Source organism: Streptomyces sp. LN549 (assembly GCF_043203805.1).
GTDB lineage: Bacteria > Actinomycetota > Actinomycetes > Streptomycetales > Streptomycetaceae > Streptomyces.
On record NZ_JAZHRI010000002.1, the window covers coordinates 1,005,111 to 1,025,621 of the forward strand.

Genomic DNA, 20,511 nt, shown 5'->3' on the forward strand with positions numbered 1-20,511 from the left:
AAGCACAGAAATGACGAATCCGTTGATCTTTGCACGCAGAGCCACGGCCCCATCGCCGGAACATGCCGCCCGCCTGATCGGCCTGGGGTCCTACCTGCCCCCGCGCAAGGTGAGCAACGCCGACTTGATTTCGCGCCTGGACACCACAGATGAATGGATCCGCACCCGTATCGGCATTGCCGAGCGACACATCGCCGACCCAGCGACGGCCACCAGTGACCTGGCAGTAGAGGCAGGACTACGGGCGATGAAATCGGCGAAGGTCGAACACGTCGACGCCGTCATCCTGGCCACCGCCACTCCGGACCATCACGTGCCCGGCACCGCGCCGCTGGTGGCCCACCAACTCGGCCTGCGTCAAGTCCCCGCCTTCGACATCGGCGCCGGCTGCTCGGGATTCGTCTATGCAACAACCGTCGCAGCAGGACTCATCCACGCGGGAACCGCTCGCACCGTTCTGGTCATCGGAGCGGAGAAGATGTCGGCCGTCATCGACCCCACCGACCGGTCCACCGCACCGATCTTCGGAGACGGAGCAGGCGCAGTCGTACTCACAACCGGACGCGCCGACGAACCAGGAGTCCTCGGACCAGCCGCATGGGGCAGCGACGGAGACCATGCTGACGCCATCTGCGTCCCCGACGGGGGCTCCCGCCGCCCCTCACACACCACCGACAACCTGAGGAATCGGTACGTACGCATGAAAGGCAATGAAGTATTCCGTCACGCGGTGCGCCGCATTACCGACGTGACTCAAGAATCAGCAACAGCGGCTGGATGGCCCATCCAGGACATCGACAGACTGATCATCCACCAAGCAAACGCACGCATCAGCGCAGCAGTGGCCAACAGGCTGGGAATTCCACCAGAGCGCGTTCCGTCCAATATCGCCCACATCGGCAACACCTCTGCGGCCTCCATCCCCCTGCTTCTGAGCCACTCCGTGATCGACGGACAGCTGAAAGCCGGGCAACGAGTCCTCGTGACCGCTTTCGGAGCAGGCTTCACCTGGGCGGCCACCACTCTTCTGTGGCCCGTCGGCCTTCAGGCACTCACCTGAGCATCGACTTCGGGCACCGGTGACAGGGTGGACGGCGTGGGCGGCGGACGGTGTCCGGGCCGGCCTCGGACGGGCCCTGACTCCTGGGAGCGCGGTGCACTTTCTCCGCGATGCCCGTGACCCGGCACGGCCGGGCCACACGCGCGTCCGGCACCGGCGTAAGGCGTACGACGGGTCGGAACGCGACACCTGTCCTCCAGCTACGGTTCGCTTCCGCTCCGGGAACTCAGCTGACGTCCCCGCCGTGCCGGGGCTTGGGAGCGCCCGGTGGGACGAAGCACGCGGTGACGGTCTTGCCCGACGCCTGCGGATGCGTGGCCCAGCCGTCGGCGAGCGCGTCGACGATGGCCAGTCCGCGCCCCCCGGTCGTCGTGAGGTCTTCGGGCTGCCTGGCGGGGGGCAGGGGGTCGGAGTCGTGGACACTGACATGCAGGCAGTGGCTGTCCCAGGTCAGAACCAGCTGGGCGTCACTGTGCGCGTGCACGTGCGCGTTGGTGACCAGTTCGGAAACGCTGAGCAGTATCGCGTCCACCATTTCGGGGGCGTCCCTGGTCCACTCCAGGGACGCCAGGTGCGCACTCGTCCACTGACGGCCCGCCCGCACGCCTTGCGAGACCGGAAACGACTGAGCCCATCCCATCGCGCGCAGCGACGTGTCCTTCGTCATTGTCCCTCCCTCACTCGGCACTCCTCACCCCTCTACCCCCGTCTTCGAGGAACACCCCCGCAGCCCCGGCACGCAGTCCGGCCGACGTCCCGAAGCCGAAGCGGAAACGGGGCCTGTCTGTGAGGTGTCGGGGCACACGCACCTCATCCCTTTGAGAGGAGTACTCCATGCTCGGCATAGGCGCGGCTGTCCTGTTCGTCATCGCCTTTCTGATCAACGCAGCAGACATCACCACCAACGACGTCTTCTCCTCCGTGAACCTCATGCTCCTGGGCCTGGCACTTCTTGCCCTGCACGTCGCGGGAGTCGGAGCCGGACGCCCTTCCCGCAGACGCTGACGACGTCGGCGGGAACCCAGCGTGGGCGAGCGCTCATCGAGATCCTCGCCCGCACCACGCAGACGGCCCTGGCCCCGAACTGATTCGGGGCCAGGGGCCGTTCAGACCAAAGGGTTCCGGCGTCGCCATTTCAGGTCATGGTCGACCTGAGCCGGCACGTCCTCATCGACGGTGGACGCTGACGACATAGCCGCCGCCGTCGTAGGGGTCGGCATCCCAGGTGGCGAAGTGGTCGACGAGGGTCAGGCCGGACGCGGCGCAGCAGTCGTCGTACTCCGACAGCGTGAGACTGGGCGGCACAGGCAGGTGGGCTTCGTCGAGGCCGAAGCCGGCGACCAGCAGGCCGCCCGGGCTCAGGGCCGCGGACAAGTGCTTGACCACCGTGGTTTCGGTGCCGGGGGCGAGCAACGGGAAAATATTGCCCGCAGCAACGACAAGATCGAAGCCCGCTGCAATACCGAGCCGGGCCGGCTCGAAGTCTGCCAGGTCGAGCTGGAACCACGGCAGTCCCGGCGCCTGCTTCCGCGCCACTGCCAGCATCGACGCGTCAAGATCCACCCCGACACAGTCGTACCCGAGTTCCGCAAGCCGGATCATGACCCGTCCGGTTCCGCACCCGGCGTCCAGCACCCGCGCTCCGACAGGTACAAGAGCTGCGCAGAACCGCGCCTCGCCGTGCATGTCCTTGCCACTACGGGCCAGGGCCGCGAATCGTGCGGCGTAGTCCGCTCCGGACGCATTCCCAGTCAAATCCGTCCAGCGACTCATGAGGTCAACTATAGGGCGCCCGTACGGCCAGTGCTGCGACCAGAAGCGTTCACCGGGTCGATGTGGCACTCCTGCTCGGAGACGGCGGCGAGGTGGCCGTCTGCCTCCGGCAAGCCGGTCTCCCTTGACTTTGACCGGGACCGTTTGTCAGCGAGGTCGAACTGCCGCAGTCAGTCGTGACGCCTTGCGGCCGGCACGCCCCGCAATAGTCCGAGTTGCTGACCCTCGACTCCGTGAACCCCTTGGGCAACCGTCGACGAGGCGCCGAAGTGGCTCGATCCTTACTGTTCCGGCAGCGGGCGTCATAACGCGGGACCGACTCACGAATACGCTTCGACGGGGCAGGCTAGAGTGCCCGTTCTTGCTGCTTCCCCCGCTGAGCGGGACGCCGGCCGGAAGTGATGGGGTTCGGTCTCAGACCTGTGAAGGTGAGGGTTTCCGTTGGGGGTAGCGGGCAGGCGACGACCCACTGTGGTCGTGCTCACTGCTTTGCAGGTGGAATACGAGGCGGTGCGTCGGCACATGGTCGACGTCCACGAGGTCGAGCTGCCGCAGGGCACTCTTCTCGACGTCGGCCGAATGCCAGGCCTCAACTGGGAGGTGGCGCTGGCGGAGACAGGCCCCACCAACACCCGTGCGGCGCTCGTCGCGCAGTCCACGATCGAGCACTTCGACGCCGAGGCCGTGCTGTTCGTCGGCGTCGCCGGTGCGCTCAAGGACGACATCCACCTCGGTGACGTCGTCGTAGCCAGCAAGGTTCACGGCTATCACGGTGGACGCGAGAGCGCGGACGGATTCGCCGCCCGCCCTGACACCTGGTCGCCGGAGCACGACATGGACCAGTTGGTACGCTCCGCCCGCCGCAACGAACCCTGGGCCTTTCTCCGCCCGGACGCCCGCCTCTCCGCACCGCCCAAGGTTCATTTCGAGCCGATCGCGTCAGGTGACGTACTGCTCGGCTTCCGCGACTCCGAGACGGCTCGACGGATCCGCCGGCACTACAACGACGCGGTGGCCGTCGACATGGAGAGCCACGGCGTCGTCCACGCGACCAGGATGAACAGCGCTGTGCGGGCCCTCTCCATCCGCGGCATCAGCGACTTCGCCGACCCGGACAAATCCACACGCGACGCCATGGGCTCGCAGGAGACGGCGGCGCGTCACGCCGCCGCCTTCGCCATGCGGGTGCTGCGCGACCTGCGCCCGAAACGGCAGGTGGCCAAGGAGCCGCGCAGCGCACCCGCCGTGGTCGTGGTGTCCGCCCCCGACCGCTCCCCCGAGCCGGCCGCATGGGACAGCCGGCCCGTCGTCGACGTCGCGGGACAGCAGTACCTGCTGTACGAAAGCCCCGGTGATCTCGTTCACGAGTCGCGGGACGGCGACGTGATGCGACGTCAGGCAGTGGCACGCGTGGTGCCCGACGGGGGTGGTCGCGGCGCCTACGCCTGGCTGCGCCAGGTCGAACGGACAGGGCCGCTCCCCGGCCCGGACCAATTCGACCCGCTGGCCGCGCTCGAACAGGAAGCCGAGCTGTGCCGCAGGCTCCGTGGCCCCGACGTCGTACAGCTGACCCGCAGCGGGAATACCTCGACGCTCGCCCTGGCCTGGCCGGGCGACCCGAGGCTCGGCAGCCCCATGCAGACTGTCCATGAGCTGCTGCCCGAGTCGCCGACGCCGACGGACCCGCAGCGCCTGTGGTCCATCGTGAGAGGGCTCGCCGACGTGGCCCAGGTCCTCGAACGGTTGAGCGGCGCGGGCTTCTCGCACCGCGCGCTCCGGCCGACCGCGGTCGTCATGCACCGGCCCCGGATGATGCTGCGCGACTTCGGTCTGGCCACCGTGCCGCCCCGCCCGGGCGAGAACGCCGGGCCCTACCAGGCACCCGAGCAGCGGCACGGCTCCCGCGTCCGCCCCGGGCCCGCCACCGACGTCTACCAACTGGGCGCGCTGCTCCACCGCGCACTGACCGGCCGTATCCCCGACCCCAGGCTGCCTGCCTACCGCGGCTCGGGCGCCGTACCGGACAGTCTCGTCCACGCGGTCGCCGGTGCGCTGCGGGAGGATCCGGGGGCCCGCCCGGAGGCGCGTACGCTCCGCCTCGCGCTGCTCTCCGCCGCACGCGAGCTGGCATCCGTCCCGCCGCCCCAGCGCTGAGGAGCGCCGCCGATGACCGTCACCACCATCGCCCTGCCCGCTCCGCTGGTTCTCGTGCCCGGCTTCGGTCTCGACGACCAGCTTCGCTCGAAGGCCGATACCAGTGCCGGTCTGCCACCCGACGTCTCAACGATCGTTCACGACCTGAACCAGCTGAAAGCCGGCGTGGCCGCGATCGTCAGCCCGGCCGGCGGCAAGTACAAGCCGTCCTTGCTGGTTCACACACGTGCGTACCGGATACGCCTCGAAGCGACGAACCGAGGGACCGGCTACCTCGTCAAGCACATCGATCCGCTACGCCTCGCCGACCACGCACGCCTCGCCAGGTCCTGCCTCATGGTGCGCCCGCCGTCCTGGCACATGGTGTTTGAGCTGCGGGCGGTACCCACGGGCTCGGACTCCCAGTGGCAGGTCCTCGAACAGGCCTGGCAGCGTCTCGGTCAGGCTCGGGCGGATCAGCCGGAAGTCCAGTCCACCGGCGATGCCCGGTCGGAGTTTCTCGACTCGGTGGACCGCCTCATCGACGCCACCGAGGAGATCACCACCCGGGAAGCACGCCAAGCCGCCCCCTTCCCGTATCAGAGCTTCACGGCCACTGGTGGCAAGCGCGGCAGCGCCCCACAGCCCGTCTACGAATTCCAGCTCATCGGACCGGAGCTGCCGCCGCCCGGAGCCTTCGTCCGCATTCAGGGTGACACGGAGACCCGTGGCAAGGTAGGCCGGGCAGCAGGCGGGTCTGTCACCGTTCGCTTCGATCAGCCCGTGTCATGGGACCGGCTGCCGACGCGCGGCGCTCTGGAGCTCGTACCCAGCAATGTGATCTTCAACAAGCAGCGACAGGCCGTGGCGAGCCTCCGCGCAGGCGACTCCAGGAACCCTGGCCTCCTGCCTGCCGTGGCCGAACACCAGGTGCGCCCGATCCCGGCGACCGGCGCGCGACCGCACCAGGAGCTCGACCCGGAACAACTCCAGGCGTTTCGAAAGGCGTTGACGACGCAGGACCTACTGGTGGTGCTCGGCCCGCCCGGCACGGGCAAGACCCGGACCATCACGGAGATCGCCCACACCGCCGCGACCACGTCCGCCGCGGACAGCGGACGGGTGCTCGTCACCTCCCACACCAACCGCGCCGTGGACAACGTACTGGCCCGGCTCCCGCAGGATCTCGTGGTGATCCGGGTCGGGGACGAGAGCAAGGTTCACGCCGACGTCAGACCGTTGCTCCTGGAAGAACAGTCGGAGAGCCTCTCCGAAGAGATCCGGCACGCCATGGCCCAGCGTACGCAGGCCTACCAGGAGGCAGCAGCCGTAGAACCGTGGACAGCAGAGCTCGCCACGCGCGTTCAGCAGGTCGACAGCCACGCCGAGGAAGCGCGGACCGCGGACCTGCGCCTGCACGCGGCGATCCGGGCAGCATCCGCACCGGCCCAGGAACAGTTGGCGGCGCTCCGGCTCGAGGAACAGCAACGGCGGTCGATCCTGGAGGACCGGACCGAGCGTGCCGAGTGGCTCCGGGCGAAGGCCCACTCCGAACGGCAGCGTTCCAATGCCCTGTTCACCGGTCGCCTGCACCGCTCCCGGGCCCGCCGCCGGGAAGAAGAGCTCGCCACCGAGACAGCCGAGATCGAGAAGCTGAACGCGCTCGCCCCCGGCATCCTCCGGCGGACCGAGGCGGCAGGCGCCGAGGCGGAACGCGCGGCCCGCGAGGACACCACCGTCCTCGCGGCCCGAACCACACGTCAGACGGCGGAAGGCCACCTCGCAAAGAGCGTTCAGTCCGCCTACGAGGCAGCCGACATGGCCGTCCACGCGCTTCGCGCGGTCGTCCCGCGGGCGGCGCTGCCGGCTCGCCTGTTGGATCCGGCCGATGGGGCGACCGCGCTGCGCGCCCTGCACGGGCAGCTGGAGGACTGGCTCCCGGTCCTCTCGCAACGCCGGCAACTGACCGAGCAGTGGCGAGCCGCCATCGGCCAGGAGCCGGGGCAGCTGGTGCCCGAACTCGTCCGCTACGCCCAGGTGGTCGGCGCCACCTGCATCGGCGCCGCGTCACGCGCCGAACTGTCCGGCGTCGACTTCGACTTGGGGATCGTCGACGAGGCCGGCCAGATCGGAATCGCGGACACACTGGTGCCGCTGGCCCGGGTGCGCCGTGGTGTCCTGGTCGGGGATGACCGGCAACTGCCGCCGTTCCGCGATCCCGACGTGGACGAGTGGGCCCAGGACATCGGTGATCCCGAACTGATCCGACTGATGTCACAGAGCGCCTTGGAACGCTTGCGCGCCGGACTGCCCTCGTCGCATGTCGTGCAGCTGACCCGCCAGCGTCGCATGCCCGCCGAGATCGCCGACTTCATCTCGACCGCCTTCTACCGGGGAGAGCTGCTCACGGAGAAGGACCACAGTCACCGCGATCCCTTGTTCACGAGCCCGATGGCCTTCGTCGACACTGCCGCGCTGCCCGACCGCGTGCGTCGCGAGTCAGGGCGCGGGCGCACCGAAGGCCGCAGCCAAAAGGGCCCCTTCAACCCCTGCGAAGCGCGCCTTCTGGCCCGGCTTGCCGCCTTCTATCATCACCGCGGTGCCGAGTGGATGGTGATCGTCCCCTACCTCGCGCAGCGAATGGAGGTCGTCCGTTGCCTGACTCCGCTGATCGGTGACTCCCAGCTTGCGGATGCCTCGGTCGGCAGCGTCGACTCCTACCAGGGTGGAGAGCGCGACGTCGTCCTGTACGGCTTCACCCGCAGTAACCGGGAGGGCCGGATCGGCTTCCTCAAGGAGCTGCGCCGTGCCAACGTCGCCTTCACGCGGGCCAAGAGCCAGCTCGTCCTGACCGGTGATCTGAGCACGCTGATGCGTGCGGACGATCCGGGATTCCGCACTCTCATCGGCGACCTGTATCAGCATCTGCTCGAACGTGGCGATCTGCGGGACTACCAGGAGGTCATGACCGCCCTCGACAAGACCGGCCCTGACCTGGGGGCTGCCGCCGGCCCGGGCCGGGAAGGAGGCCGGCCATGACCACTGCACTCCGCCTGATGAACTTCCCCGAAGAGCGGGCTCTGGAGGACGCCGCCTTCGGAATGGGCATCGTGCCCACCCGGCTCTACGCACTGCTGTTGCCGGTGTGGAAGGTGGAGATCCGCGCCGACATCACCGAGGGCGAGGACTTCTTCCTGATCGACCGATTCCTGGAGCGCGGGCTGCGCCACGGTTCCTTGGACACCGTGGACGAGCTCGCGGCGTTCTTCGCACTGGACCGCGCCCTGGTCGCGCAGGCCGTGCGCTTCCTGACCGCGATCGGCCACGTACAGGAGGGGCCCGGAGGCCGGCTGCACCTGACGCCGCTGGGACAGCGCTCCGTGGACGACGACATCCGCTACGTGGTCACCCGCCAGGACCGACGCCATCTGTACTTCGAGGCACTGAGCTGCAGCCCGCTGACCCGGGCCCACTACGACGACGAGGTCGTGACGCTGCTGTCCGCCGAAGAGATGGACCGGGCGCAGCGCGGCAAGCACTACCCACGCTTCACACCGATCGCTGTGGCATCCGGCTTCGACCGCTCAGCTCTGGACCGCCTCAGGAGCCGCAAGGACCGGGCCCGGTTCAACCTCCCCGTCGCCCTGAACGCCGTGGAGTGTCTGAGCGAGACGCTCGTCTTCCTGCCCGTCTACCTGGTGCGTGGCCGAGAGGGGCTTCTGGTCTACGGCCAGGCCGAGGCAGGGACGACGCACGACCCGGAGCTCAGCGCGCTCTGCGCCGGTACATCGGAGCTGATCAACGCTCTCGACAACGAGGAGCTGGACACGGAGGCGGACGAGCGCCTCCTGCGGTCGGCCCGGAAATGGCTCCGCGAGCAGGGCCTCGACGCAGTTGCCCCGGAACAGGACGACGACGGCACCTGGTCAGTCTCGCTGCCCGCCTCCGCCTACGGCGAGAAGGGGATCCCGTACTCCCGCATCGGGAGCTATCGCATGGCGGGCAGCCGCTTCTTCCGTGTCTGGTGCCCGGAGGAAACTCCACGGAAGCACGCCCTTCTTGACCGACTGGACCAAAGGATGGGCTCGCGCCGGCAGGTCACTCGACAGGACGCGGAAGAGCTCATCACTCGCCTTTCCCTCCAACTACGCTTGGAAATACCTGACTTGTCCCTTGTCCGCAGCGGCGCGGAGAAGACAGGACTCAGCGGTCTGGAAGCCCAACTGGCTCGTCTGGAGAATCAACAACTGTGATTGACATCGGCCAACTCCTGCTTGCCGAGTACGAGCAGATCAAGCAGGAGCAACGAGCCAGGATCGGCTTCCGCGACAACCTCATCTACGCCACCCTCGGCGTCATGGCGGCGGTCATCGGCTCCACGCTCGCGCGGGGCGGCCACCTCGAAATGCTGTTGCTGCTCCCCCCGTTGTCCGTGGTCCTGGGATGGACCTACCTGGTCAACGACGAGAAGATTTCCGCCGTCGGCCGGTACATACGCGACGACCTGTCCCCTCGTCTCAAGGAGTTGACGTCAGTCCAGACAGATGTCTTCGGCTGGGAATCCGCACATCGTCGCGACGCGCACCGCCGCTCCCGGAAGCGATTCCAGCTCACCGTGGACCTGATGACGTTCTGCGGGGCACCGCTTGCGGCACTGGCCGTCCACTGGCTGCTCGGCCCGACGCCCTGGCCACTGATGGTGATCTCGCTGACCGAGACGTTCCTGGTCATCGGCTTGGCGGTCCAGATCGTCCGCTACGCCGAACTCGGGAGCTGACCCAGCCCAGCTGCCCCAGGGCATTGGCAGTGAGGTCTTCCGACAGCACATCGGCCACCAGTTCCCTCGGTGGTTGCAGTCGCTTTCGGCGTTCGCGTACGGCGCGCATGGCCCCGGGGAAGCCGTGGCGGCGTCCGTACGGAGGCCGGCAGCGATGAGCCATTGATGACGGCTGGAGAGACCGCGAGCAGTACACCGCCATGTCCTGCTCTGCCCCGCCGGCAGCGGGCGCTACGCCTCGCCGACCTTGCACGGGGCGGTCTCGCGGGTCGTCAGGATCACCGCCAGGGTGATCACGGCGCTCGCCATGACATAGAACGCGGGCGAGGCCACGATTCCCGTCTCGGCCACCAGGAACGTGACGAGGAAGGGCGCGGTCCCTCCGAAGGCGGAGACCGAGAGGTTGTAGCCGAGGGAGAATCCTCCGTACCGCACCCGGGTGCTGAACAGCTCATTCATCGCGGCCAGGGTCGGGCCCAGGAAGACGCCGAGAATCAGTCCCAGGCCGCAGTGCGCCATCACCGCGAGCACGGCGTTGTCCGAACCCATCAGGACGAACAGCGGGTACGAGAAGAGCAGGGCCAGGACGCACGCTCCGCCGAGCACGGGCCTTCTGCCGACCCGGTCGGAGAGTGCGCCCATCATCGGGATCGTCACGCACACCAGGACCATGGAGACGACCGACGAGACCGAGGCGAGGGTTGCCGAGTGGCCCAGCGTGCTCTCCTGATAGCTCGGAACGAACGTGAGGATCACGTACAGCGCGGCGTTCTGGAACAGTGCATATCCCGCGGTGCGAAGGATGGACCGCCAGTGCTGGGTGATCGACTCGCGCAGAGGGTGCTTGGCGATCCTGCCCTCCGCGCGCAATGCGGTGAACTCGGGGGTTTCCTCCAGCTTGCTGCGGATGTACAGCCCTATGAGTCCGAGCGGGGCGGTCAGCAGGTACGGAACGCGCCAGCCCCAGTCGTGGACCTGTTGCGAGGTCAGGGAGAGGTTCAGCAGCAGCACGACCAGCGAGCCGAGCAGGAAGCCGAGGATGCAGCCCATCTCGACCAGACTCACGAGGTAGCCGCGTCGCTTGGGCGGTGCGTACTCGGCGACGAAGGCGGACGCACCACCCATCTCGCCGCCCGCGGAGAATCCCTGGATCAGCCGCAGGGCCACCAGGAGCACGGGGGCCAACAGTCCGATCGAGGCGTACGACGGCAGGAGACCGATGCACAAGGTGGCGGCCGAGACCGAGATGATGACCCATGCCAGCGTCTTCTGACGGCCGATGCGGTCACCGAGCGTGCCGAAGAAGATGCCCCCCAGGGGCCTGACGGCGAAGGCCAGTCCGAACACGGCAAAGGAACTCAGCAGTTGGGTGGTGGCGTCGCCGGCGGGAAAGAAGACCTTGCCCAGCACGCCGGCCAGATAGCCGTAGACGGCCACGTCGAACCACTCGACGACGCTGCCGATGGTGGCTCCGGCAGTCGCACGGCGCAGCGTGGACCTGTCGGGAACCAGTCGCGCCCCAGGGGGGTGTGCCCGTGGAGGTGCGGCGGTCGTGGGTTCAGCGCTCACAGGAACTCCCGATGGGGGCAGGCGGGCAGATGCCGCGGTCGACAGTGCTGCGACCGTAGGTAATCGTCCGACGATGCGCAAGGGATTCGCCACCGAAACCTCTCCGTCACCGGACGATGGCCTTCGCGTTACCGGTCGGGGTAGTCCGCGAGGAGCTCCGCCTCGGAGTCCGTCAGGTAGACGTCGAGCAGGGTGGCCGCCTGCTCGACGTCCCCCGAGCGCAGGGCCTCGGCGATCTCCCCGTTCCTCTCGAGGTAAGCGGCGTGGTAGGCCCGGGTGTCCCTCATGTGCGCGTAGGCGAGCCGGAACTCCGCCAGGACGCCGCTCATCATCGCGTCCAGCCGTTCGCTGCCCGCCAGGGCCACCAGCGCCTCGTGGAAACTGATGCTCGCCGCGGCCACGGCGTCCCACTGCGACTCCTCGGCCGCGGCCCGGCCGTCGGAGATCGCGGCGGAGAGTCTGCGCAGGCCCGCGGGGGTCAGAACCTGGATGCTCCGCACCGCGGCGCACTCGACCACCCGCCGGACGCGGTAGAGGTCGGCCACGTCCTGCCGGGCCAGCTCACGGACGAAGACACCCCGGCTCAACTCATGGACCAGCAACCGCTCCCGGATGAGCCGCTGGTATGCCTCGCGGAGGGTGCTGCGCGAGACGCCGTGAACCTTCCTCACCTTCTCCTCCGACAGCCGCGTTCCCGGCTTGAGCTCACCAAGGACGATCTGTGCGCGCAGCGCGTCCGCCACGCGGCTCGCGGTGCCGGCTGAATCCGCCATCTCTGCTCCGTTCATGGCCGCGCAGCAGCGGCGGCCGATCGCTCTCCTCCGGCGGGGAGAACGCGGAGTCTACCAATTTTCGTCGGACGATCCCTTGCGAAATCGTCGGACGATCTATACGTTCAACTGGCGTGCCGATGACCGATCAAGAGGCGCCGCGCACGTTCTCAGCCGGCCCTGGAGGTCTTCTATGAACCAGTCCCGCGCACTGCGTGTCGGGGTAGACATCGGTGGCACCTTCACCGACATGGCGATCCTCGACGACTCCGGGATCGTCGCCGTCGGGAAGACCCTCACCACGCACAGCGAGCCCGCCGCCGCCGTCGAGGCGGTGCTGCGGCAGACCCTGGCAGCACACGGACTCGACGCGGCCGACATCACCACCCTCGTTCACGGCACCACCCTGGTGACGAACGCGCTGATCGAGCGTCGTGGCGCGAAAACCGCGCTGCTCACCACCGAAGGCTTCCGCGACGTGGTGGAAATGGGGCGCGAGCACCGGTACGAGCTCTACGACCTCGATCTGGAACTGCCCCGCCCCCTCGTGCCGCGGCACCTGCGCTTCGGCGTCCGCGAACGCGTGCTCGCCGATGGCACGGTCGAGACCCCCCTCGACGGCACCGTCGTGAAACAACTCGCGGCCGAACTGTCGGACGCCGGGGTCGAGGCGGTGGCGGTGTGCTTCCTGCACAGCCATGTGAACAGCGAGCACGAGCTGCAGGCTCGGGAGATCATCCAGGGCGCCGCGCCAGGGCTGCGCGTGGCGCTGTCCAGTGAGGTCAACCCCGAGATCCGGGAGTACGAGCGGAGCTCGACCACTCTGGCCAACGTCTACGTCCAGCAACTCGTCGAGACCTACCTGGAGGACCTGCGCGTCCGTCTGCGCGGCCTCGGCCTGCGCAGTGACCCCTTGATCATGCTCTCCAACGGCGGGGTCGCGGCGATCGACGTCGCCCGGCAGTTCCCGATCCGGATGCTGGAGTCCGGCCCCGCCGGCGGCGCGCTGGGGGCCGTCGCGTTCGGCCGCAGCGCGCAGCGGCCCGACCAGATCGCCTTCGACATGGGCGGGACAACCGCCAAACTCTGCATCATCGAGGCCGGCCGGCCCCTGGTCAGCCACACCTTCGAGGTGGACCGGGTGTACCGCCTGCGCGCCGGTTCCGGCCTCCCCGTCCGTGCTCCGGTCATCGACATGATCGAGATCGGGACGGGCGGCGGCTCCGTCGCCCGCGTGAACTCGCTCGGGCTGATCACCGTCGGTCCGGACTCGGCCGGGTCAGAACCGGGTCCGGTGAGCTACGGCCGCGGCGGCGAGCAGTGCACCGTCACCGACGCCGACGTCGTCCTCGGCTACCTGGACCCCGATCACTTCCTGGGCGGCGACATGCCCCTGGATGTGGAGGCGGCGACCGCCGCCATCGACCGTCAGATCGCCCGGAAGCTGGGCATCGGCGTGGCCGAGGCTGCGTGGGGAATCCATGCGACGGCCAACGAGAACATGGCAAACGCCGCCCGCGTGCACGCGATCGAGCGTGGGCAGGATCCCACGCGCCTGCCGATGTTCGTATCCGGCGGCAACGGCCCCCTGCACGGCCCCGGAGTAGCGGCCGCACTCGGCGCCCCCGCCGTGGTCGTGCCCCCCGCGGCAGGCGTCCTCAGCGCGCTGGGCTTCTTGTCCGCGCCGATGTCCATCGATGTCGTCCGCTCGCGCCACGCCGAGCTCGGGACCGTCGAACTCGCGGTGCTTGAGGAGATATTCAGCGAGATGGAGGCCGAGGGCACCCGCATCCTGTGCGGCTCCGGCATGCCGGCCCGGGACCTCACGCACGAGCGCACCCTGGAGATGCGCTTCGTCGGGCAGGGCAGCGAGATCGAGGTTCCGGTTCCCGCGCTGGGCAGTGGTTGGCGCGACGACCTCGCCGACAGCTTCGCCGAGCAGTACCGCCAGCGGTTCGGCACGGTTACCCCTGTCGGGGTCGAGACCGAGATCCTCACCTGGCGCGTGGGGTCACGAGGCCCGGACCCGAAGGCCCGGCTGCAACAGGCACGTCCTGCACACTCCGAGGACGCCCTCGTCGGGTACCGCGACGCCTACTTCCCCTCAGCCGACGGCTACGTGTCCACTGCCGTGTACGACCGGTACCGCCTGCCCGTCGGCACCACCGTCGAAGGACCGGCGCTGGTGCGGGAACGGGAGTCGACGCTGGTGGTCCCGCCCGCTGCCCGCTGCACCGTCACCGGCGACGGCAGCATCCTGCTCGAGTTCACTTCAGGAGGAACCCGATGACCACTGCATCTGCTCCCGGCCGCCCGGCCGACCCGGTCGTTGTCGGGCTGGTGGCCAACCGGCTGCAATCCCTGCTGGACGAGCAGCAGGCCGCGCTGGTGAACACCGCCTTCAGTCCCGTGGTGCGCGAATCCCTCGACCTCGCCTGCGCCGTGTTCGACAGCCGCGGCGAGATGATCGGCCAGTCCTCCGGCGGCACCCCGGGCCACATCAACGCGATGGCGACCGGGATGAGGCACATCGTGGAGAAGTACCCACCGGAGTCCCTCGCGGACGGCGACGTGCTGATCACCAACGATCCGTGGATGACGGCCGGCCAGATCAACGACATCACGGTCGCGACCCCCGTCTTCCGCGACGGCGCCGTGATCGCGTGGTTCGCCAGCTGCTGCCACTCACCCGACATCGGCGGACGGATCCTGTCCGCCGCGGCAACGGAGGTGTTCGAGGAAGGACTGCGCCTTCCCATCCTCAAACTGCGAACCGCCGCCGGGCCCAACGAGCCCCTGGAGGAACTCGTCCGTGCCAACGTGCGCACCCCTGACGAGACGATGGGCGACATCTACGCCCAGGTGGCAGCCAATCAGGTCGGCGCCCGCAGCCTCGCCAGGATGATGGACGAGTTCGGCCTCGACAGCATCGACGCCGTCGCCGCCGAGATCATGCTCCGCTCCGAGAACGCACTGCGGACCGCGCTGCGCGAACTGCGCGACGGCCGGTACGAGTCACGGCTGACCTCCGATGGGTTCAACGGAGAGCCGATCGACCTCGTGGTCGCCGTGACGATCGACGGGGACCACGTCCACGTCGACTACGCAGGCTCCTCGCCCCAATCCCCGCACGGTGTGAACGTCGTCCTCAACTACACCAGGGCATACACCTCCTTCGCGATCAAGGCGGCGCTCGCGCCGGAAGTCCCGCACAACGCCGGCTCGTTCCGCCCCGTCCATGTGAGTGCTCCCCGCGGGTCGGTGCTCAACTGCGTCGACCCCGCCCCTGTCGCCTCCCGGCATCTGGTCGGGCACTTCCTGGCCAGCCTCCTGTTCGAAGCCCTGCGCCCGGCGGTTCCCCACGGGCTGCCGGCCACCAGCTCCGACGCCCTGTGGATGACCGTGTGGCGCGGCGGGGACTTGGCGGAGCCACATCCGTTCACCCTCACCGTGTTCGGCGCCGGTGGAACGGGCGGACGTCCGAGCAAGGACGGCCTGAACACGACCGGATTTCCCACCGGCGTACGGGCCGCGCCCACCGAGGTGCTGGAGACCCTCACACCGCTCGTCCAGCGGCAGCGCGAACTGCGCCCCGACTCCGGTGGCCCCGGCGAGCACCGCGGAGGGCTCGGACAAGTGGTTCGGGTCGGCCGCCGTGGCGACCACGGATGGTCGGTCAACGCCAACATCGACCGGGTCGATCACCCCGCCCCCGGCACCCTGGGCGGACTGCCCGGGGCACGGGGCACGTTCACGGACGCCGCCACCGGGGAGCAGCTCCCGCGCAAGCAGCTGGTACGCCTCGCCCCCGACGCCGTGGTGCAGTTGCGGTTTCCGGGCGGAGGCGGCCACGGCGACCCGAAGGCTCGTCCGGTCGAGCGCGTACTCGACGACGTCGTCAACGGTTACGTGAGCCGCGAGGCCGCTCGCGAGCACTACGGGGTGGACATCGAATACACGGGAGACCCCGACGCCCTGGTGCGGCTTCCCTCGTCCTACCGCGTCGTGCGGCCCCGCGGCTGACCCGTGCCGCGTGGTGTGAAATTCCCCGATTGAGAGGCGGAACCTGTCGATGACCAGCCAGTGGCAACTGCGCGCCGCATTCGCGGCGCGGCTCTCGGACATGTACGGGCGGGAGGTCCCTGCCTACACCACGCTCGTGGACGTCTCCCGCGAGGTCAACGAAGAGGTCCTGCGCACGCACGGCTCCCACGCCGAACGCCTGGGATCCATCCACCGGGTGACAGCGGAACGCCATGGTGCCATCCGGGTCGGCACTCCGCGAGAACTACGGCAGGTGGCCCGCGTCTTCGGAGCCCTGGGCATGTATCCGGTCGGCTTCTACGACCTGCGTGAAGCCGCCGCCAGTGCGGTCCCGGTCATCTCGACCGCCTTCCGGCCCGTCGACGGCGAGGAACTGGCGCGCAACCCCTTCCGTGTCTTCACCTCCCTGCTCACCCCTGCCGACCCGCGCTTCTTCGACGCCGGCCTGCGCTCCCGCCTGGAGAACTTCCTCGACGGCCGCGAGCTGTTTCCCCCGGAGCTGCTGGCCCTCGCGGACCGGGCCGAGGCAACAGGGGAACTGCCCGAGGAGGAAGCCGAGCGCTTTCTCCAGCTCGCCGTGCGGGCATTCGAGCTGTCGCCCGAACCCGTCGACAAGGCGTGGTACGAGACCTTGGAGCGGGTCTCCGCCGTCGCCGCGGACATCGGCGGTGTACGCAGCACACACATCAACCACCTCACCCCCCGCGTGCTGGACATCGAGGAGCTGTACCGGCGCATGACCGAGCGCGGCATCGAGATGATCGACACCATTCAGGGACCACCGTCCTGGCGGGGACCCGACGTCCTGCTGCGCCAGACGTCCTTCCGCGCCCTCGCCGAGCCCCGTGCGCTGCGCACTCCGGACGGCGCTGTCACCACCGGTGCCCTGCGGGTGCGCTTCGGCGAGGTCGAAGCCCGCGGCATCGCCCTCACCCGGGAAGGCCGCGCCCTCTACGACAGCCTGCTCGCCCTCGTCGACGAACAGACCACCTCCCGACCCGAGGCGAACCGCGGCGAACTCGCCCGCACGGTGTGGGAACAGCACATGCCCGGCAGCGAAGAGCAGCTCCTCGCCCAGGGCCTGGCCTACTTCACCTATCAGGTGGAAGCCGGCCGGCCGCAGGACGGCAGCCGCCCGCCCGCCGCCGTCGCCGACCTGGTGGAGCAGGGCTGGGTGCGGGCCGAGCCCATCGTCTACGAGGACTTCCTGCCCCGCTCCGCTGCCGGCATCTTCCAGTCGAACCTCAGCGGCGAGGGCTCCAGGAACAACGACCAGCAGGGCGCCGCCTACGACGCGGCGTGGCTCTCCGGTGCCATCGGCCGCGAGATCCAGGATCCGTTCGCCCTCTACGAGCAGCAGCAGAACCGCTCCGTCGCCCAGGTGACCCGCGAACTGCGACTCGCCCCGTTCACAGGGCAGGAACGACTCACGTGAGCACGAAGGAGCGAGCACAGTGACCACGACAGTGCAGACCCCCCGCCCCGACGCGGCAGCCGTGGCCGAAGCCCTCGGACGCGGTGACTGCGGCGAGGTCTCCGGTGACGCCGGCCGGCGGGCGCAGTACTCGGCCGACGCCTCCAACTACCGCCGGGTCCCCCTGGCGGTGGTCTTCCCCCGCGAGCGGCAGCACGTCCTGAACGCACTCGCTGTGTGCCGGCGACTGGGTGTGCCGGTCACCTCGCGCGGAGCCGGCACCAGCACTTCCGGGCAGGCCGTCGGTTCCGGCGTGGTGCTGGACTTCTCCCGCTATTTCAACCGGCTGCTGGCTCTGGACCCGCAGGCCCGCACCGCCACGGTGCAGCCGGGCATCGTCCTGGACGACCTGCAGACGGCCGCCGCGGAGCACGGCCTGCTGTTCGGCCCCGATCCGTCCACCCACAGCCGCTGCACCCTCGGCGGCATGATCGGCAACAATGCGTGCGGGACTCATTCGGTGTCCTGGGGCCGCACCGCGGACAACGTCGTGGAACTCGAAGTGGTCACCTATCGCGGCACCGTGGTGCGTCTCGGTGAGATGACCCAGACCGAAATCGACGAGACCGTCGCCGAGGGCGGGGACCGAGGTCGACTCATCGCGTCCCTGCACCGTCTCGCCCAGGACCATCTGGCGACCCTGCGCACCGAACTGGGCCGGTTCCCGCGGCAGGTATCGGGTTACGCGTTGGAACACCTGCTGCCCGAGCGCCGTTTCAACCTCGCCAAAGCTCTCGTCGGCAGCGAGGGCACCCTGGCAGTCGTCCTCTCGGCGACCGTCCGCCTGGTCTCCCCGCCGCCTGCGCGGGCCCTGGTCGTACTCGGCTTCCGGGACACCTGCGCCGCGGCGGACGCGGTGCTCGCGCTGCTGGACCACCGGCTGCTCGCGCTGGAAGGACTCGACCAGGCGCTGACCGACATCGTCACCCGGCCGGAGACCCGTGCGGCGATTGACAGCCTGCCCCCCGCGAGGGCCTGGCTGTTCGCCGAACTCGGCGGCACCGCAGACGAACTACCCCAGTTGACAAAGGCGTTGGCCCACACAGCCGAACAGGCGGCAGGGTTCGCCGGCAGCGAGATCGTCACCGACCCGGTGCGAGCCGGCCAGCTGTGGCGGATCCGCGAGGACGGGGCAGGCCTGGCCACCCGTCTGCCCGACGGATCAGAGGCATGGCCCGGCTGGGAGGACGCGGCGGTCCCGCCCGAACAGCTCGGCCCCTATCTGAGCGCGTTCACGGAACTCCTGCGGCAGCACCACCTGCAAGGGGCCGTCTACGGGCACTTCGGCGAGGGCTGCCTGCACGTGCGCATCAACTTCGACTTCACCACGGAGCACGGCACCGCCGCCTTCCGGGCCTTCGTCACCGATGCGGCCAGGCTCATCGCGGCACACGGCGGCTCGCTGTCCGGCGAGCACGGTGACGGCCAGGCCCGCTCCGAACTCCTGCCCCTGATGTACGGGCCCGACGTCATCGCCCTGTTCGAGCAGTTCAAGAACATCTGGGATCCGGACAACGGCCTGAACCCCGGCATGATCGTACGGCCGCTGCCCCTCGACGAGAATCTGCGCGTCAGCCCGCACCGCACTCCGCTCCCCTTGACCACCGTCCTTCCCTTCCACGCCGACGACGGCGACTTCGCCAAGGCCACCCGCCGCTGCGTCGGCGTCGGCAAGTGCCGCACCGCCACCCCTCGCGGCGGCGTCATGTGTCCCAGCTACCGGGTCACCCTGGACGAGAAGGACTCCACCCGCGGCCGAGCCCGCCTGCTGTACGAGATGGCCCAGGGCGAGGTGATCACCGATGGCTGGCGGTCCACCGAGGTCCGCGACGCCCTCGACCTGTGCCTGTCCTGCAAGGGCTGCAGCGTCGACTGCCCCGTCGGCGTGGACATGGCCACCTACAAGTCGGAGTTTCTGCACCATCACTACGAGGGACGCCTCCGGCCCACCTCCCACTACACGATGGGCTGGCTGCCCGTGCTCTCACGCCTGGCTGCTCGCATGCCGCGCCTCGTGAACGCCCTGACCGCGTCCCGCCTCGCCCCGCTGATCAAACGCCTGGGCGGAATCGCCGCTGAGCGGGATGTACCACGCTTCGCCGGGCAGACGTTCCTCTCGTGGTTTCGCACGCGCACCGCCGACGGCGACGGGCATCGCGGACCGGTGATGCTGTGGGTCGACTCCTTCAACAATCACTTCACACCGGACGTCCTCAAGGCATCGGTGGCCGTGCTGGAGCACGCCGGCTTCCGCGTTCAGGTCCCCGACGGCACACAGTGCTGCGGACTGACGTGGATCACCACCGGCCAACTCGGCATCGCCCGCCGCATCGCCGAACGCACCGTCAACGCACTGGCGCCGGCCGTGCGTGCCGGGACTCCCGTCGTCGGACTCGAACCCAGTTGCACCGCGACCCTCAGGTCCGACCTGCCCGAACTGCTCGACGGCAACACCGACGCCCGCGCCCTGGCCCGGGCCACCGTCACCCTCGCCGAACTCCTCGTCCGCCACGCACCCGACTGGCAGCCACCGCACATCGAAGCGACATCGATCAGCCAGACGCACTGTCACCAGCACGCCACCTCGGGCTTCAGTGCCGACAGCGCGTTGCTGCTGGCCATGGGCGTCGACAACAGCAGCCTGGATTCCGGCTGCTGCGGGCTGGCCGGCAACTTCGGTTTTGAACGCGGGCACTACGAGGTGTCCGTCGCCGCCGGCGAACAGGTCCTGCTGCCTGCCGTGCGGGCGGCGGCGCCCGACACCGTCGTCCTCGCGGACGGCTTCAGCTGCCGCACGCAGATCGCCCAGCGAACCGACCGGCACGGCACCCACCTCGCCGAGCTGATCGCGCGTGCGCTTCCCTCCCACCGTCCCGGTCCCTGAATCCGACCCCCAGACAAGGAACCACAC

General features: G+C 69.1%; 14 protein-coding genes. 10 read left to right on the plus strand and 4 right to left on the minus strand.

Annotated features, from left to right (window positions below; translation table 11 throughout):
• Positions 1–10: 10 nt before the first annotated feature.
• Positions 11–1,060, plus strand: a complete 1,050-nt coding sequence (locus SH922_RS04445; RefSeq protein ID WP_393054882.1) for a beta-ketoacyl-ACP synthase III — start codon at positions 11–13, stop codon at positions 1,058–1,060.
• A 226-nt stretch (positions 1,061–1,286) separates the two neighbouring features.
• Here SH922_RS04445 and SH922_RS04450 read toward each other — a convergent pair whose 3' ends face one another.
• Complete coding sequence (locus SH922_RS04450; RefSeq protein WP_393054884.1) at positions 1,287–1,727, minus strand: ATP-binding protein; 441 nt, start codon at positions 1,725–1,727, stop codon at positions 1,287–1,289.
• A gap of 167 nt (positions 1,728–1,894) precedes the next feature.
• Between SH922_RS04450 and SH922_RS04455 the strand changes: the two genes are divergently transcribed.
• Positions 1,895–2,065: a hypothetical protein gene (locus SH922_RS04455; protein ID WP_393054886.1), complete on the plus strand. Its 171-nt coding sequence runs from the start codon at positions 1,895–1,897 to the stop codon at positions 2,063–2,065.
• A 162-nt stretch (positions 2,066–2,227) separates the two neighbouring features.
• Here SH922_RS04455 and SH922_RS04460 read toward each other — a convergent pair whose 3' ends face one another.
• Positions 2,228–2,833, minus strand: coding sequence for a class I SAM-dependent methyltransferase (locus tag SH922_RS04460; RefSeq protein WP_393054888.1), 606 nt, complete (start codon positions 2,831–2,833; stop codon positions 2,228–2,230).
• 477 nt (positions 2,834–3,310) lie between these two features.
• Between SH922_RS04460 and SH922_RS04465 the strand changes: the two genes are divergently transcribed.
• The 4 genes from SH922_RS04465 to SH922_RS04480 are packed head-to-tail and all read left to right on the plus strand — an operon-like array spanning position 3,311 to position 9,743.
• Complete coding sequence (locus SH922_RS04465) at positions 3,311–4,987, plus strand: hypothetical protein (protein WP_393054890.1); 1,677 nt, start codon at positions 3,311–3,313, stop codon at positions 4,985–4,987.
• A 12-nt stretch (positions 4,988–4,999) separates the two neighbouring features.
• Positions 5,000–8,005 carry a DEAD/DEAH box helicase gene (locus tag SH922_RS04470; protein WP_393054892.1) on the plus strand — a complete coding sequence of 1,002 codons (3,006 nt, stop codon included), beginning with the start codon at positions 5,000–5,002 and terminating at the stop codon, positions 8,003–8,005.
• Positions 8,002–9,219, plus strand: a complete 1,218-nt coding sequence (locus SH922_RS04475; protein WP_393054894.1) for a hypothetical protein — start codon at positions 8,002–8,004, stop codon at positions 9,217–9,219. Before SH922_RS04470 ends, SH922_RS04475 begins: the two co-directional genes overlap by 4 nt.
• Positions 9,216–9,743 (plus strand): hypothetical protein, encoded by a 528-nt coding sequence (locus SH922_RS04480; RefSeq protein WP_393054896.1) that lies wholly within the window; start codon positions 9,216–9,218, stop codon positions 9,741–9,743. Before SH922_RS04475 ends, SH922_RS04480 begins: the two co-directional genes overlap by 4 nt.
• 231 nt (positions 9,744–9,974) lie before the next feature.
• Here the strand turns inward: SH922_RS04480 and SH922_RS04485 are convergent, their stop codons facing one another.
• A complete protein-coding gene (locus SH922_RS04485; RefSeq protein ID WP_393054898.1) occupies positions 9,975–11,312 on the minus strand; it encodes an MFS transporter in 1,338 nt (445 codons plus the stop codon).
• A 128-nt stretch (positions 11,313–11,440) separates the two neighbouring features.
• The gene (locus SH922_RS04490; protein ID WP_393054900.1) at positions 11,441–12,085 is read right to left on the minus strand and encodes a GntR family transcriptional regulator; all 645 of its coding nucleotides are present in this window, start codon (positions 12,083–12,085) and stop codon (positions 11,441–11,443) included.
• A gap of 190 nt (positions 12,086–12,275) precedes the next feature.
• Between SH922_RS04490 and SH922_RS04495 the strand changes: the two genes are divergently transcribed.
• Genes SH922_RS04495 through SH922_RS04510 form a run of 4 tightly spaced genes read left to right on the plus strand, consistent with a single transcriptional unit; the run spans position 12,276 to position 20,484 of the window.
• A complete protein-coding gene (locus SH922_RS04495; RefSeq protein WP_393054902.1) occupies positions 12,276–14,372 on the plus strand; it encodes a hydantoinase/oxoprolinase family protein in 2,097 nt (698 codons plus the stop codon).
• Entirely contained in the window at positions 14,369–16,105 is a 1,737-nt protein-coding gene (locus SH922_RS04500; RefSeq protein ID WP_393054904.1) for a hydantoinase B/oxoprolinase family protein, read from the plus strand. The genes SH922_RS04495 and SH922_RS04500 overlap by 4 nt, the downstream gene beginning before the upstream one ends.
• A 49-nt stretch (positions 16,106–16,154) precedes the next feature.
• Entirely contained in the window at positions 16,155–17,561 is a 1,407-nt protein-coding gene (locus SH922_RS04505; protein ID WP_393054906.1) for a 2-oxoadipate dioxygenase/decarboxylase family protein, read from the plus strand.
• Positions 17,562–17,580: 19 nt separating this feature from the next.
• On the plus strand, positions 17,581–20,484 hold the full coding sequence (locus tag SH922_RS04510; protein WP_393054908.1) for an FAD-binding and (Fe-S)-binding domain-containing protein: 2,904 nt from the start codon (positions 17,581–17,583) through the stop codon (positions 20,482–20,484).
• The last annotated feature ends 27 nt before the right edge of the window (positions 20,485–20,511 follow it).

Bases quoted from the DNA above. Each gene is read 5' to 3' on its own strand.
- SH922_RS04505 (WP_393054906.1), top strand. From the start codon at position 16,155: ATGACCAGCCAGTGGCAACTGCGCGCCGCATTCGCGGCGCGGCTCTCG.
- SH922_RS04450 (WP_393054884.1), bottom strand. From the start codon at position 1,727: ATGACGAAGGACACGTCGCTGCGCGCGATGGGATGGGCTCAGTCGTTT.
- SH922_RS04445 (WP_393054882.1), top strand. From the start codon at position 11: ATGACGAATCCGTTGATCTTTGCACGCAGAGCCACGGCCCCATCGCCG.
- SH922_RS04455 (WP_393054886.1), top strand. From the start codon at position 1,895: ATGCTCGGCATAGGCGCGGCTGTCCTGTTCGTCATCGCCTTTCTGATC.
- SH922_RS04470 (WP_393054892.1), top strand. From the start codon at position 5,000: ATGACCGTCACCACCATCGCCCTGCCCGCTCCGCTGGTTCTCGTGCCC.
- SH922_RS04490 (WP_393054900.1), bottom strand. From the start codon at position 12,085: ATGGCGGATTCAGCCGGCACCGCGAGCCGCGTGGCGGACGCGCTGCGC.
- SH922_RS04495 (WP_393054902.1), top strand. From the start codon at position 12,276: ATGAACCAGTCCCGCGCACTGCGTGTCGGGGTAGACATCGGTGGCACC.
- SH922_RS04460 (WP_393054888.1), bottom strand. From the start codon at position 2,833: ATGAGTCGCTGGACGGATTTGACTGGGAATGCGTCCGGAGCGGACTAC.
- SH922_RS04475 (WP_393054894.1), top strand. From the start codon at position 8,002: ATGACCACTGCACTCCGCCTGATGAACTTCCCCGAAGAGCGGGCTCTG.
- SH922_RS04500 (WP_393054904.1), top strand. From the start codon at position 14,369: ATGACCACTGCATCTGCTCCCGGCCGCCCGGCCGACCCGGTCGTTGTC.